The organism is Veillonellaceae bacterium (assembly GCA_025992895.1).
Taxonomy (GTDB): domain Bacteria; phylum Bacillota; class Negativicutes; order Veillonellales; family Dialisteraceae; genus Dialister.
Genome location: DAJPGA010000001.1, coordinates 161,321 through 175,962, shown reverse-complemented (window position 1 = coordinate 175,962; position 14,642 = coordinate 161,321). Strand labels below are relative to the sequence as shown.

Genomic DNA, 14,642 nt, shown 5'->3' with positions numbered 1-14,642 from the left:
AATTCTCCCTGCTTTCTGTATAAAAATTCACAACTCCCCTGAATTTGGGCGCAAAAAATACAGCTCAGCAAAATCTTCCTAAATTTTGCATAAATATTCAAGCTGTTTCCCGAATTTGCGCACAAAAATAAAGCTATACAAAAAATCGGATTTTTTATGATTTTTTATACATCTTTTTTAAATACGAATTTGAAATATTTTTCTTGAAGCTGGCGATACTTACGATTGGCTACCGGAATCTTGTGGTTCTGGATTTCGATGTAATCGCTTTTAATGACATGAATGGCCGATAGATTGACGATGTACCCTTTGCCCGGTGAGATGAGCTGGCCTGGAGAAATAGACTCTAGTGTGGAAGCGAGCTGTGCCAAAGCCAGACGTGTTTCCAGTATGGATCCATCATTGACATAGATTTTCTGGTTATGCCCATTGCTTTCTACGAAAAGAATATCGTTGATTTCCTCCACCTGGATGCCGCCGCCGACCAGACGGAAAATGATTTTCCTGCTGTGACGCTGACGGATGCTTTCCATGACGCGGTCCATAGCCTGATCAAATTGTTTCTGAGTAAATGGTTTGACGATGTAATGCGCAGCATGGACACTGAAAGCTTCGATAGCAAATTCATCACTTGTCGAAAGGAATATGATTTCGGCCTGACTTTTCTGGCTTCTCATTGCCGCCGCCACATCCGTTCCCAGCATCCCGGGCATGCAGATGTCTAGCAGGACGATATCAAAATCTCCCTCCGCTTCGAAGTCATCCAGGAATTCCATGGCATTGTGGTACTTGGAAATCCGGATCTCCTGCGAGTCAGATGAAAAATAGGAAAGAACAGCTTTTTCCATGATATCCAATTGTTCGGGTATATCGTCACAGATGGCAATCCTCAGCATAATATCACCTCCTTCTAACATATAATATTGGGTTTATGGAATGTTGTTTTTCGTTATCTTTCCTTTCGCCTTCATTGTATCATGTTCTTTTTCCTTAAAAGATTTCCTGTCATAAAAAATGCATTTTTTGTCACAAATGCGCAAGAGCATCGCGTATTCGATATGATTCGAAATAGGACCTGTTTTTCGTTGAATGAAGTTCATTTCAACGAGCGCAGAGAGGTTTTAAGGTGTTCCCGCCTCTTTATTTCTATTACAAATATACATATTTCGACCTGCATCGCCTCCTGGCCATTCCCTCCATTTTATGACTTTTCGTGCCGAAAAACCGCCCTTTAAAGTCATGCAAAAAGAAACGCCAATTATAACTTTTATAATAAAAATAGAGGGAAGTACGGAAAATTTATAATTGTTAGATTAAGGGGGCTTAATCATGACAAAACAGGGAGGTTTATTACGGGCGGCCGTTCTGGCGGCAGTGCTGACGGTCGGATTGGGAACGCTGCCAGGGTATGCGGAAACGGTCGAGGTTACTGGAGAGACAGCAGGATCAGCCTATGGCTTGCAGGTTTCGGGAGAAACTGTCGCTACGGGCGGCGATCTGGTCATCAAGACGGGCGGAGTGGTTAACGGCAGTGCATACGGCGGCTATGCAGAAGCTGGCGATGCGGATGAGAACAAAGTCACCATGGAAGACGGACAGGCTAATAGTTACATCTATGGCGGCTATTCTGAGGGCGGCAATGCCAATGAAAACAAGGCATTCATCAACGGCGGTGCTGTTTATGGTACCATCTACGGCGGCTATTCGAATGGAACTGGCAAAACTGCTGTCAATAATAGGGTAGAAATTAACGGCGGGACAATGACCAGCCAGATCTACGGCGGTTTTTCTAAGGATGGCGTCGCTTCGGACAATAAGGTCATTATCAGTGATGGCACAATTAATTTCGGAAGAATTATCGGGGGACGTTCGGATAATAGCAATGCTGAAAAGAATGAAGTAACAATCAGCGGCGACACGATTTCCACCTATTACGTCACCATCTATGGCGGCGACACTGATTTCGGCAATGCCGACCATAATACGGTAACGATTAGCGGCGGAAGTATTACCGGCAGCAACGTCGTCGAAGTCATTGGCGGCCGTTCAGATAAAGGAAAGTCCACGAATAATACGGTCAAGATCAGTGGTAATGCGGTAATCGGAAATGAATCTGTGGCCGCTGACATCTATGGCGGTTACAGCAGCAACAATGAAGACGTTACAGGCAATACGGTCACTGTCAGCGGGGGTACGGTCAACGGTAATGCCTATGGCGGCTATGCCGGATCTTATACTCCCCAAGGGTCTCAAGGCGGCACTGTCAAGGGCAATATGGTCACTGCCAGCGGCGGTACGATTACCGGCAATGCCTACGGCGGCTATGCAGAAGCTGGCGTTGTGACGGATAATACCTTGGAGGTCAAGAAATCGGAGACGGCTTCTGGAACCATTACCGGAAATGCCTATGGCGGCTATGCCGAAACTGGCAATGCCATCGGGAACCACTTCAAGATGGAAGACGGGGTCGTTGGGACTGCGTACACAGGTAGTGTCGATGAGGTTGATGAATCCTACTATGGCGGCTATTCTTCGTATGGCAGTGCCAATGAGAATACGGTAGACATCAGCGGCGGTGCCATTCACGGATCCGTGAATGGCGGCTGGGCCGAAGGCTCGCGTGATAATAACGATAATCCTGCAAAAGGCGATGCGAAAAGCAATGTGGTCACCATCACGGGCGGCACTATTAACGATTTCATTTATGGCGGCTTTGCCAGTAATGGCAGAGCAGAAGGGAATAGGGTAGACATTAGCGGAGGTATAGAGACAAAAAGTGTCTATGGTGATGCGGCTCGCGAAAGTACTTCCTTGGTCACAGGTAATACAGTTACCATCAGCGGAGGCACTATCGGAACAGATGATGACTATGGTGTCTATGGTGGAATGTCATTTGAAAGCAGTGTCAATGAAAATGACGTCATCATCAGCGGAGGCAATATTAGCGGCGGTGTCATAGGCGGCTATGCTGGCTTTGCCTGTCCTATAGGCAATACAGTCACCATCAGTGGCGGTACTATTGACGGCGTGGTTGCCGGCGGCGTCTCTTTTGGAGGAGCAGTGGATCATAATACAGTCACTATCAAAGGCGGAATAATCAACGGCTCTGACGGCATTTACGGCGGCTACAGCGACGATGACGATGAATATCCCAATCCTTCGCCGGGCGACGTTACTGAGAATGCCGTCCTGATGACCGGCGGTACCACGGAGAGCTCCATCTACGGCGGCTATGCAGGGGCTGGCGATGCCATCGGGAACCATGTGACCATGGAGCGTGGATCCGTGGGGACGAAGGACACGGGAGAAGATGATACGTACGAACATGTCTATGGCGGCTGGTCCAGTGAAGGCAGTGCCAATGAGAATACGGTTGCCATCAAAGGCGGCACGGTTTACGGCTCCATCGATGGAGGCAGGGCAGAAGGAGATAATGAGACAACAGGAGGAGCAAAGGGCAACATCGTCACCATCACAGGCGGCACGATGACTGAAGATGCCACTGGCGGCTATTCCTATATGGGCACTGCAGAGGGCAATATAGTCACCATGAGTGGTGGCAAGATCAGCGGCAGTGTCTATGGCGGCGATTCTACCACAAAGCATTCCATTGCTGCGGGCAATACGGTCACCATCAGCGGCGATGAAATCGGAGGCAGTGTCTATGGCGGCCATTCTCTCCTGGGAACAGTCACGAAGAATACGGTGAAGATCGAGGATGGCATCATCAATGGCGCTGTTATGGGCGGCAGCAGTGATGGCGAGAACAGTGCTGCTGGCAATACAGTCACCATCAGCGGCGGTACGATTAAAGGCGGCGCTGTTATGGGCGGAATGTCCAATGAAGGCACTGCGGAAGGAAATACAGTCACCATCAGCGGCGGCACAATTAACAGCCGGTCCATATCTTACGAGGGGGAAACAATTACAATAGGATACATCGCAGGCGGTTATTCGCTTGGCGGCACCGCAAGCAATAATACGGTGAATATCCTTGGAGGTACCTTTGACCCGGCAATATCGCTCTACGGCGGCTATGGAGCGACTGCCGGCAGCGGAAACACGCTGAATATGTTTACCAAGGGCATCACAGTGAAGGAACTGGATTACTTCCAGAACCTGAATTTCTACATCCCATCAGGCATGACCGAAGCAGATACCATGCTGAATGTAACGGGCACAGCAAATATTTCCGGTGCAGGAATTAAGGCCGGCATTCAGAGCGAAGACGTGCTGGGCTCGAAGGTGAAGACAATCACCCTGCTCAAGGCGGGCACGCTGACCACGGATGCCAATACCAATTATGGTCTGGCGGATGCGCTTCCTTCCTTGGCAGAAGAATTCAGCGGAAAGGTGACCTTAGTCACGCCGGACTATCTGACAGCAGATGCCACAGTCAGACTGGACGCTGCCAACAATGCCGTCCTCATGGACCTTCCGGCAAATCCGGAAGCGGCCGCAGATGACTGGTACATTTCCAGCGATACCAAACTCTTTGCAGAAACAAGAGCAGCCGGAGCAGCGCTCGTAGGAAACGGATCCGATGCCGTCTCCACCATGGCTTACTCCGCCGCCACAGCAGCCTCTGCCGAAGACGGCAGTACAGGCTTTGTCCCCTATGCATCCATCGGCGGCTTCAACCTGCGCAATGAAACAGGCTCCTACGTAGACACGAACGGCCTTGCCGCTAACCTCGGCTTCGTACGCAAGTACGAAAGAGAAGGCTGCGTTGACACCCTCATGCCGTTCTTCGAATACGGCAAGAGCAACTACACCAGCCATCTGGACAGCGGCGCCAGAGCTGATGGCAAACAGCACTACACAGGCGGAGGCATCCTCTACCGCAGAGACCGTGATGACGGCCTCCACTACGAAGCCATGATCCGCGCCGGCAGACTCCACGGCGACTTCTCCGGCCTCATCGCAGACATGCCCTCCTCCTACGAAAGCAATGTACCCTACATTGCCGCCGAAGCAGGCCTGGGCAAAGTCGTCACCAAAGGTACCAGCTCCTTCGACTACTACGGAAAATTCTTCTACACCCGCCTTGGAAGCGACACCGCGGCCATCCGCAATACCTCCGGCCTGACAAGCTACGACTTCGACACCATCAATTCCTACCGCACAAGACTCGGCGTAAGATGGACAAAAGAAATCTCCGAAACACAGTCCTACTACGCAGGCATCGGCTGGGACTATGAATTTGACAGCGAAGCAAGAGCCAGCTATCGCACCTTCAACACACCGACGCCTTCCATGGAAGGCGGGAGCGGCTTCCTCGAACTCGGCTGGAAGAGCAAAATCACAAAAGAAAACCCATGGGGCGCCGACCTCCACATTACCGGCTGGGCCGGCAAACAAAGAGGCGTCACCTATACACTGGGACTGTCGAGAGCATTCTGAGCTCGCCCCATAGGGGGAGCTGATGGCCTTTGACCTTGCCCTGGAAGGGAAGGTCGGGATAGGATTGAGAAAGGTTCAAAACAAATCAGATTGGAAATCTTTTCTTTATTCCTTGTGAAGCCTTCCCTTCTGGGGAAGGTGCGCAGCTTATCTTTTATCTGTAGCTGCGCGGATGAGGTGCAGTTTATAAAAATGTCGGGCGGATGAGTTGCATTTTCACGGACGAAGTCCGGTTGTCTGGCTTTTAATGATTCATCTCCCAGCCTGTAAGGCGGCTGTTTGGTTTTAATTATCCCCCATGCAAAAAAGGACATCCCATTTTCTGAGATGTCCTTATTCTTATTCTTATTCTTATTCTTATTCTTTTTCCTTATTAGAATCCTTTGGAGCGGAGTCTCTTTTCCCACCAGTTGAAGAAGAGGGTGAGGAGGATGGCTACGGCCCAGTAGGCTATGGCGTCGGCGATGTAGGGTTCGGTTCTTCTGTTGTAGAGGGCAGAGAAGATATCGGCTTTGGCGAACATGTCGACGACTTTGACGGTGAATACCAGGGCGAGGAGTTTGATGGTCTTCAGGTAGTAGGTGAAGAAGGCCGGCATGGCTACGACGAAGGCCTGGGGGAGGACGATGCGGGTGAAGGCGCGGAATGGGGTCATGCCCATGGCGACGGCTGCTTCGTACTGCCCGTGGTCGACGGAGCGGAGGGCTCCTCTGAGGTTTTCGGACTGGTAGACGGTGTTGTAAAGAATGAATGTGGTGTAAACGGTCCAGTAAGGGCTGACGTCGAAGGGTTTCACGGTGTGGCCCAGGATGGACGTGAAGAGGGGCGCGAGGAGATAGGGCAGCGAGTAGTAGACGATGAAGAGCTGCACGATGCTCGGGACGCCTCTGAAGAAGGAAATGAAAACGGCGAGGAGGCCGTTCACGAGTGCGTTTTTTGTGCGAAGGCGGATGAGCGCGATCACGGAGCCGAAGACGATGCCGAAGAAAAGGCTGATGAATGCCATGAAAAGGGTATTCGGGATGGCTTCGGAAATGAAGAGGAGGGCGGTCGGTATGACAGCGAAATCGATCATTATGTGGTCCTCCTTCCTTTATCTGTCATGCGCTGTGTCGCATGGAATACCATTTCCACGAGGATGACGAGCACCCAGTAGATGAGGGCGACGGCGCAGTAGGTTTCGAGTTTTCCCTGGCCATAGTTGGCGTTGATGATGTTGCCGGCGCGGCCCATGAGGTCGATGACGCCGATGAAGTACATGACGGAGGTATCCTTCATGATGTTGATGGCTTCGCTGACAAGGCTCGGGAGGGCTACAGGAAATGCCTGCGGCGCTACGATGCGGAAGACTCTGTGGAAGGGCGAGAGGCCGAAAATGATGGCGGCTTCGCTCTGTCCCTTGTCTACGGAGAGGTAGGCAGGGCGGATGATTTCCGAGATGACCGGCGTGTAGTGGAAGGCAAGCGCGATGAGGACGTATGCCGTCAGAGGCCAGCCGTCAGGGCTGATGCCAAGTCCGCGGACGATGACCGGCAGGACGAAGTAGACGAGGTAGAGGTCCAGGATGAATGGCATGCTTCTGTTGTAGGAGAGCCAGACTTCGCAGAACTGATGAAGGACGGGAACCTTCGCTATGCGGATGACGGCGACGATGGTACCCAGCACAAGGCAGATGAGGATCGAGGAAACGATGACTTCTGCCGTGTACGGTATGGCTGTCGCCAGCCTCGGGAAGAGCCCGAGGAAGTAATCGAAATTAAAAGTTAACATGGAAAAGACCTCTTTCTAACGAATGAGCGGGAAACGAAAATCAGTGTTCGTCTCTCTTGAGCATTCGCTGGAGGAACTGCTGGGTCTTTTCTTCCTTCGGATGGGTGAAGAGTTCTTCCGGAGCGCCTTCTTCGACGACGAGGCCGTCGGACATGAAGACGACTTTGGAGGAAACTTCGCGCGCGAAGTGCATTTCATGGGTGACGATGATCATCGTGATGCCAAGGGTAGCGACTTCAGCGATGGTATCGAGGACTTCGCCGACGAGTTCCGGATCGAGCGCCGATGTCGGTTCGTCGAAGAGGATGACGTCAGGACGCGGAGCGAGGGCACGAGCGATGCCGACGCGCTGCTGCATGCCGCCGGAGAGTTCAGACGGATACATCTTGGCGTAGTCTTCCATGTGGACGCGCTTCAGTTCTTCCATGGCGATGTCCTTCGCTTCGGAAGCGGACTTGCCATAGCCGTAGATGAGGCCTTCGGTGATATTTTCCAGGACGTTCTTATTTCTGAAAAGGTTGAACTGCTGGAAGACCATTGTGGATTTCCTTCTGAGACGTTTGACTTCATCTTTGGAAATTTTGGAGAAATCGACGGATACGTCGTCAATCGTGAGCTTGCCGGAGTCTGGCTGTTCGAGATAGTTCAGGCAGCGGAGGAAGGTAGTCTTCCCCGTGCCGGACGGGCCGAGGATCGATACTACATCACCTTTTTCAACGTTCAGGTTGATGTCTTTCAGGACTGTATGATTGCCGAAAGATTTGCGAATATGTTCTGCAGTCAATATGCGGGACATGATGAGGACCTTCTTTCCTTGAATGTGTTAGTTTTTGGATTCTTGTATGGTTTGCGATGCAATAAAAAAGCCCCGCCGCAAAGGGACGGGAATTTCCGTGTTCCACCCAATTTCGCCCCTGCGTTGCCGCAAGAGCCTTGGTAAGTCAAAAAGACTCAGCCACTGTAACGGGTGATCCCGGGCCGCTTACTTGGGTTCAGCTGGCCGGCTCGAAGAGGCACTTCCATGGAATTCCCACGCCCGTTTCCACCATCGGGGCTCTCTTTGGAGGTTCCATCCATGTACTTTCTCTTGTCATCGCTCATATAAAAGATTAATTATCATCAATATAACATAGAACGGAAGAGAAAATCAAGGGTTTACAAATCTTTTACCACGCGGTTCCTGCACTTTCTGTTTTCCTGTTGCCTTGCGCGGCTTGCCAAATATATAATAAGGAGACAGGCGCGCTGTAAGAGGCGCGTATCCAGGGAGGTAAAATGAGAGTTTCAATCATCGGAGCCGGCGCGATGGCGCTTGCGGCGGCTTCTTATTTAAAATTAAAGGATGTTTCGTCCCTTGTCTACGTCAGAAGCGAGAAAAAGCTTGCTGCATGGTCGACGAAACCGGTCCGCGTGACGGGCGTGATGGAGAGCTCCTTCTACGTGCCGATGGCCAAGACGATGAAGGAAGCGGTGAACTATTCCGATACCGTCATCATCTGCACCCGCGCAGGCGACTATGAAGACGTCATCAATGAGCTTCTGCCCTGCCTTCGTAAGGGCCAGTGCATCCTTTTCCTGAACGGCTGCTGGGGCGCTGTAAAGACGTACCGCCTGCTGAAGGAAGATGCAAAGTACCTGACGATTGCCGAGACGGCTGGTTCGCCCTTCGTCGCCAGCCTTTCGGAAGATTTCCTGACACTGGAAATGAAGGGCATCCGTACGGAAATCGGATACTCGGCGCTGGGGACCAGCAAGGATCCGGGCGAGCTTCTCCATACGATCGCGCCGCGCGTTTCCCGCATTTCCTCACCGGTCTCCACATCCCTTTCGCAGGCGATGCCGATCGTGAATGCGGCCAGTGCCTTCTTCAACATCTCGCGTATCGAGAACGGGGAAGACTTCGAACTCTTCGGACCGGCATTCACCAGCCGCGCAGCAGACTACATGGAACACTGCGACAAGGAACGCCTCACCGTGGGAAAGGCTCTGGGGCTTGAACTTTACAGCCTCCTTGAGACCGTGAATTCCCAACGATCTGACAAGAAAGCGACCCTTTACGAAGCGCTCAGGAACAATGCACTCTACGACGGGCTCAAAGGCCCCGTTTCCTTATCCGACAGAAGCCTTTCCGAAGACCTTCCCTGCGGACTGGGAAGCCTCCTCGATCTGGCGGACATGATGCATGTCCCCGCGCCGTACATCACGGCGATGGTGGACACCGCCTCACTCTACATGGGGAAACCTTACGAGCTGTTTCTGACAGTACAGGACCTCAGGGCGATCAAAGCGCTCCGGGGCAAGTAAATCAGGAGGGATTTATGAAGAAATTATTTACCGCCATACTCGCGTGCGCCATGATGGCAGGCGCATCCGCCAGCGCCCTTGCAGAAAACTGGGTAGCGCTCCCGGGCACGAGCGGCGTCAAAGTCGATACAGATTCCTACGTGGACGGCGGCATCCTGGCGCAGATGACACTCGAGCTGCCGGCCGGCGGCAAGAACGTTATTTCCTCGATGGCCTTCAACCGCGAGGACAACACCTACCGCATCGCGACACTGGAGGTGCCTTCCAAAGACGGAAAGATGGAAACGAAAGTCTATCCGGACAATCCGGAAAACTGGTCCAAGATCCTTCCGAACACCTTGGGAAAGACCATCTACACCCACTACGTCGAAAATCCGCTTCCGCGCTTCACCAACCCAGACTGGGTCACGCTCTATAAAGAGCAGGGCGTCCGTTTCCATGGAAGCGAATACCAGATCGAGAAGAACACGATGAGCTACCGCGATGGCTATGCGACATTCTGGATGCGCATCACCTACCCGTGGAAGGACCAGAACTTCTCCGCTGCCGTGTACCAGGTGAAGATGGACGTGCCGAACAAGAAAGTGCAGACACTCTCCATGACAGAATATGATTACGACGGCAAAGTCCGCTCCCATGGCGCAGGCTCCAGAGACCGCGGCAATATCGAGCCGGACACACCGATGTACAAAGTATATGAATACGTGAACCATGCCCTCCGCACCGGACAGCTCAAGATGGTCACGACAAGACATGGATAATAAGACAGACGCTTTTCTGATGGAAGGCGTCTTTTCCATCCCTTATATAAGGTATAGAAAGGAAAACATATGAAGAAATTACTGACCGCTGCAGCGCTCGCCTCTGCGCTCCTCCTCTCCGCACCCGCCGCTTTTGCGGAAAACTGGATCGAAGTCGCAGGCTACCAGGGCCGCATGATCGACACCGACTCCTGCAAGGCAGAGGGAAATACGCCCGTCCTCACTGTAAGGCCGACAGACGGCACCGAAATGACGATCCAGTTCAATAAGAAGGACATGACATACCAGTTCCTTTCCCTGAAACGCCTTGATGGAAATGGGAAAGTCATCGACGAAGTCCCGGCAGACAAACTCGCAGGTCACTTCCTCCCGCTCAAAGAAGGCTCCCTCATTTCCAGCCTCTACATGCAGTACGTTGCTTACCCGATCCCGCAGCTCGCCAACGCCGAATGGGTCACTATTTACCGCACCGGCATGGGCGCCAGCGCCGGCAGCCGCGTCTCCATCGACAAGAGCCACATTTCCTATGACGGAGACTACGCCATATTCTGGCTGAAAAACGACTACGTCCCGGCAGAAAAAGGCATCGCTTCCCAGATCAGCCAGGTCAAGGCAAACATGGCCAATAACCAGGCCAAGATCCTTTCACTCACACTCTACGATGAAAACGGAAAAATCCTCCAGCACGACGCCAGAGGCGAAGCCGCAGAAGTCCGCGACGCGAGACAGGGCATCATGAACGAAGCCGTTACCTTTGCCAGGGAACACATCCTGCAAGGCACCAGGTAAGGAGGCATCATGGCAGACATCCGAGTAAGAAACCTCTCGCAGGAAGCGGCTGAATCCTGCTATGAAGCCTACCTCAAAGGCGAAAGACCAAAAGAAGGCACCATCCTCGTCTCCGGCCCCGTCATTGTCTTTACCAGCGACACCTTCGAAATGAAGGGCGAAGAAATCGAAGAGGGCAGTGAGAAATTCGTCTCCATCCTGGACAACGAAGCCAAGAGCAGGGCGGCCCTCCGCGAATACAAAAACGGCCGCCGCCTCCCCGCAGGCGCAGCCCTTGCTGCCATGAAAGAAGGGTACTTTGCCTTCCAGAGCGAATACATGAACGAAGAAGGCACGCCCTTTGCCCTTTCCTTCGACCCCCTGGAAGAAGTCATGACAGCCCAGGAAGCAGGGAAACTCTACGGCATCCCGGCCAAGACCATAGAAAAAGACTGCGAAAGTGCAGGCCTTGAAAGCCCCCTGAAACAAGGCGAAACCAGACACTCCGGCAACGTCTGGCTCCTCCAGAAATCCGCAGCAGAACGCGCTTATAAAGGAGAAGAAGGCAAAGCGTACGCCGTGAACCCGCTCCTCCTCGTCTTCTCCACCGTAGAAGGCGCCGACATCTGGAACAGAGACAGCGGAGTCGTCAGGAGCGCCGCAGGCGGCGCCGGCCACATGAACGCCCGAATGCACGAAGAAGAAAGAAAAAAATCCGGCCGCGTATGGCTAGTGACCCGAAGTGCCATGGAAAGACTCTTCGGCCAGGCCCTCCCGAACAAAATGAAAGAAGCCATGAAGGGGATATAAAGGAAATCCCCGAGCGCAACTACAAAAATTTAAAGGAGTCCTTATGAAGAAAGCGATTTCTGATTTTGCTGAGAAGCAGGGTATTTTAATAGAAGATGATTTCACCTTTGGCAAATGGGAAGCGCTTCGGATCCGCAGGGGAAGAGACCTTCGCGGATTCATGAAAGCAGCCGATCTCGTCGGCGCTAAAATCGAAGCGATTGCCGCTCCTGAAGATTACCTGCACGGGTTTGGCAAGCCCCTAACCTGGGAAGCGGCGGACCTTTATTCCGATGGAGACGAAGCGCATGAGGCGCTCATCAGGTCGTACCTGAATAATCCCGAATGCACCATGGGCCTTGGCTCTTATGAGCTCTATGAAAGAATATTCGTCGTGACGGACAAGGGGACGCTCGAAGTCTATTTCGAAGATGAAGATCTCTATATCGCCGTCGATTCCGCCGAGCCTTCCGTCTATGCGAAAAAACGCGAAAGATATGAAAGCTTTGATATCCGCAAGCTTTTGGGCAGCGTCAAAGGTGATACGATCACAGGATACTGGGTCATGGATCGTGAAGGAAAAGACGAGGATGACGATGACTTCGACATATTCAAGGACCAGAAGCCATGCATCACAAAACTCAGCCTCGCCCTTGCAAGCGGACGACGGCTGAATTTCTCCCCGTACATGGACGTTTTCGACTTCGAATTGGTGAATCCGGACGGAAACGTCGCAGAGATTCCATTTGCCGAAGTACTCCGGTGTCTGAAATAAATCCCGTCATCAGGAAATGCATCATAGATTTCTTGACAAAGGGATAAGAATCAGACTATAATAACGCCAATATAAGCGATGACTGGGAATAAGTTTCTTTCCGAAATCACAGAGAGCCGGGCAGGTGGGAACCGGTATGGAAGAGGAAGCGTGTCGCCCGTGAGCTCAGAGCCGAATAAAGTAGGCGAAGCGTCGATCCGCGTTAAGGATAACCAAGCTACAAAGCAGGGTGGTACCGCGCATAAGCGCCCTTGTCCGATGGGACAAGGGCTTTTTTGTTAGGCATCCGCTTTAGCAGGTGAGAAATAAGTGAGAGTGGTACCGCGCGCATGCGCCTCCCGTGCAGGATTTTTTCTGCGCGGGAGTTTTTTATTAGGAGGCAGGGCATGACAGGCAGAAGGAACCGAGTCCCCTCGGGGACATATGATTTGATCGTCCAAGTCCATTAACCATTTTGTCTTTTCCCTGAGGAGGATCTTACTATGAAAACAGCTACAGAAAAAAGAATCGCATTCAGAAACATGCTTAAATCCGGAGAAATCATCGTTGCACCGGGCATTGGCGACGCACTGTCCGCCAAGATCGCAGCCTATGCAGGCATCAAAGCCCTCACCATGGGCGGCTACTCCGTCTCCGCATCCCGCCTGGGACAGCCGGATGTCGGTTTCCTGTCCTGTACGGAAATGGCTGAACAGCTGACCGGCATCTGCAACGCCACCGACCTTCCCGTCGTTGCCGACGGCGACACCGGCTACGGCAATGCACTGAACGTCATCCGCACAGAGCAGATGTTCGAACAGGCCGGTGCTGCCTGCATTTTCTTCGAAGACCAGGCATGGCCGAAACGCTGCGGCCACATGGATGGCAAGCAGGTCATCTCCGCCGAAGAACACGCACAGAAAATCCGCGCCGCCGTCGACGCACGCTTTGATAAAGAAACCATGATCATGTCCCGCACCGACAGCCGCGCCGTCTACGGCATCGACGACGCCATCGAAAGAACAAAACGCTATATCGATGCAGGCGCAGAAATCTGCTTCGCCGACGGCATCGGCACCAGAGAAGAACTCGAGAAATTCGCCAAAGAACTCTCCGGCAGCGGCGCCTACCTCGTAGCCAACATGATCGAAGGCGGCAAGACACCCCTCATCCCGGCCAAGGAACTTGAGCAGATGGGCTTCTCCCTCGTATTCTGGGCCTGCAGCGCCGTCTACACGATCTCCAAAGCCCTCTACGACCTCTTCGGCAATCTTGCCAAAGACGGCACCACAGAAAAGAGCCTGGACCGCATGATCGAATTCTCCCAGTTCAACAGCATGATCGGCCTCGACACCTACAAAGAATATGAAAGAAAATACAAAGTAGACAGAGACGACTGAGTATATATAAGTGAGTATATATAAGGAAAAGAATATAGAGTGAAAAGCAAAAATGGATCCCATCGAGGACTCCATTTTTGCGTGGGAATGCTTTGCGTATGAAGACGGAAGCCTGTTTCATGACCGTTTTACTTCGCGACTTTTCTTGCCCCAAAACCGCCATTTCAAGCCGGGGGAACGGAAATGACAATGATAACCTTTATAATAGGAACAAAGGGGACGGAGGATATGATGAAAGGCTCCAGCGGCCTCCTCAAATCCGGCTGGGGCGGCAAATAAAGAAACATTATCTTATATACTGGGTTTGCCAGAAGCATCCAGCCCCCCGCGGCAATCCGCCGTATCTATAAACTGCTTCTCCCTTATCCACTCCAAGGAGATAAAGCAGCAAATGAAAATCAGGTATTCCACTTCCCGGGAATACCTGATTTTCACTTGTGTAGGATTAGAAGCGGAAGATTAAATGCAAAACCAAACAACCTCGCTAAGCTTGAAGTGGATAGAGCAGTTCCTCGAGCGCAGCGAGGTTTAAGGGTGTTAACCTTCCCTTGCTTCGCAAAAGGAAAACATGCCAACCAAGCTGCGCTTGAAGAGAACAACACAACCGGACTTCGTCCGAGGTAATCAACCCTATCCGCCGCGAAAGGAATATGCTTTACTTATTACTGCACCTCTTTCGGCCATTATGAAATA

The 14,642-nt window shown here is 52.1% G+C and carries 11 protein-coding genes and 1 other annotated feature; of the genes, 7 read left to right on the top strand and 4 right to left on the bottom strand.

All coding sequences use genetic code 11. The features are described from left to right. Nucleotides 1-164 precede the first annotated feature (164 nt). Nucleotides 165-896 (bottom strand): LytTR family DNA-binding domain-containing protein, encoded by a 732-nt coding sequence (locus OIM03_00785; protein ID HJI72817.1) that lies wholly within the window; start codon nucleotides 894-896, stop codon nucleotides 165-167. Between the two features lie 433 nt (nucleotides 897-1,329). Between OIM03_00785 and OIM03_00780 the strand changes: the two genes are divergently transcribed. Next, nucleotides 1,330-5,403 carry a hypothetical protein gene (locus OIM03_00780; GenBank protein ID HJI72816.1) on the top strand — a complete coding sequence of 1,358 codons (4,074 nt, stop codon included), beginning with the start codon at nucleotides 1,330-1,332 and terminating at the stop codon, nucleotides 5,401-5,403. Between the two features lie 373 nt (nucleotides 5,404-5,776). Here OIM03_00780 and OIM03_00775 read toward each other — a convergent pair whose 3' ends face one another. Genes OIM03_00775 through OIM03_00765 form a run of 3 tightly spaced genes read right to left on the bottom strand, consistent with a single transcriptional unit; the run spans nucleotide 5,777 to nucleotide 7,960 of the window. Further along, on the bottom strand, nucleotides 5,777-6,478 hold the full coding sequence (locus OIM03_00775) for an amino acid ABC transporter permease (GenBank protein HJI72815.1): 702 nt from the start codon (nucleotides 6,476-6,478) through the stop codon (nucleotides 5,777-5,779). Continuing rightward, the gene (locus OIM03_00770; protein HJI72814.1) at nucleotides 6,478-7,173 is read right to left on the bottom strand and encodes an amino acid ABC transporter permease; all 696 of its coding nucleotides are present in this window, start codon (nucleotides 7,171-7,173) and stop codon (nucleotides 6,478-6,480) included. The genes OIM03_00775 and OIM03_00770 overlap by 1 nt, the downstream gene beginning before the upstream one ends. A 40-nt stretch (nucleotides 7,174-7,213) precedes the next feature. Next, entirely contained in the window at nucleotides 7,214-7,960 is a 747-nt protein-coding gene (locus OIM03_00765; protein ID HJI72813.1) for an amino acid ABC transporter ATP-binding protein, read from the bottom strand. An 87-nt stretch (nucleotides 7,961-8,047) separates the two neighbouring features. Next, nucleotides 8,048-8,276: a binding site (T-box leader), on the bottom strand. 172 nt (nucleotides 8,277-8,448) lie between these two features. Here OIM03_00765 and OIM03_00760 point away from each other — a divergent pair. The 6 genes from OIM03_00760 to OIM03_00735 all read left to right on the top strand — a co-directional run bounded on the left by OIM03_00760 (nucleotide 8,449) and on the right by OIM03_00735 (nucleotide 13,949). Next, complete coding sequence (locus tag OIM03_00760; protein HJI72812.1) at nucleotides 8,449-9,477, top strand: NAD/NADP octopine/nopaline dehydrogenase family protein; 1,029 nt, start codon at nucleotides 8,449-8,451, stop codon at nucleotides 9,475-9,477. A gap of 14 nt (nucleotides 9,478-9,491) precedes the next feature. Then, on the top strand, nucleotides 9,492-10,238 hold the full coding sequence (locus tag OIM03_00755) for a hypothetical protein (protein ID HJI72811.1): 747 nt from the start codon (nucleotides 9,492-9,494) through the stop codon (nucleotides 10,236-10,238). Between the two features lie 69 nt (nucleotides 10,239-10,307). Continuing rightward, a complete protein-coding gene (locus OIM03_00750; GenBank protein ID HJI72810.1) occupies nucleotides 10,308-11,027 on the top strand; it encodes a hypothetical protein in 720 nt (239 codons plus the stop codon). A gap of 9 nt (nucleotides 11,028-11,036) precedes the next feature. Beyond that, entirely contained in the window at nucleotides 11,037-11,816 is a 780-nt protein-coding gene (locus tag OIM03_00745; protein HJI72809.1) for a helix-turn-helix domain-containing protein, read from the top strand. Nucleotides 11,817-11,859: 43 nt separating this feature from the next. Next, the gene (locus OIM03_00740) at nucleotides 11,860-12,570 is read left to right on the top strand and encodes a hypothetical protein (protein HJI72808.1); all 711 of its coding nucleotides are present in this window, start codon (nucleotides 11,860-11,862) and stop codon (nucleotides 12,568-12,570) included. A gap of 482 nt (nucleotides 12,571-13,052) precedes the next feature. Next, nucleotides 13,053-13,949 carry an oxaloacetate decarboxylase gene (locus tag OIM03_00735; GenBank protein HJI72807.1) on the top strand — a complete coding sequence of 299 codons (897 nt, stop codon included), beginning with the start codon at nucleotides 13,053-13,055 and terminating at the stop codon, nucleotides 13,947-13,949. The last annotated feature ends 693 nt before the right edge of the window (nucleotides 13,950-14,642 follow it).

Coding starts and splice junctions, on each gene's coding strand:
- OIM03_00735 (HJI72807.1), top strand. CDS start 13,053: ATGAAAACAGCTACAGAAAAAAGAATCGCATTCAGAAACATGCTTAAA.
- OIM03_00770 (HJI72814.1), bottom strand. CDS start 7,173: ATGTTAACTTTTAATTTCGATTACTTCCTCGGGCTCTTCCCGAGGCTG.
- OIM03_00760 (HJI72812.1), top strand. CDS start 8,449: ATGAGAGTTTCAATCATCGGAGCCGGCGCGATGGCGCTTGCGGCGGCT.
- OIM03_00740 (HJI72808.1), top strand. CDS start 11,860: ATGAAGAAAGCGATTTCTGATTTTGCTGAGAAGCAGGGTATTTTAATA.
- OIM03_00755 (HJI72811.1), top strand. CDS start 9,492: ATGAAGAAATTATTTACCGCCATACTCGCGTGCGCCATGATGGCAGGC.
- OIM03_00745 (HJI72809.1), top strand. CDS start 11,037: ATGGCAGACATCCGAGTAAGAAACCTCTCGCAGGAAGCGGCTGAATCC.
- OIM03_00775 (HJI72815.1), bottom strand. CDS start 6,478: ATGATCGATTTCGCTGTCATACCGACCGCCCTCCTCTTCATTTCCGAA.
- OIM03_00785 (HJI72817.1), bottom strand. CDS start 896: ATGCTGAGGATTGCCATCTGTGACGATATACCCGAACAATTGGATATC.
- OIM03_00750 (HJI72810.1), top strand. CDS start 10,308: ATGAAGAAATTACTGACCGCTGCAGCGCTCGCCTCTGCGCTCCTCCTC.
- OIM03_00780 (HJI72816.1), top strand. CDS start 1,330: ATGACAAAACAGGGAGGTTTATTACGGGCGGCCGTTCTGGCGGCAGTG.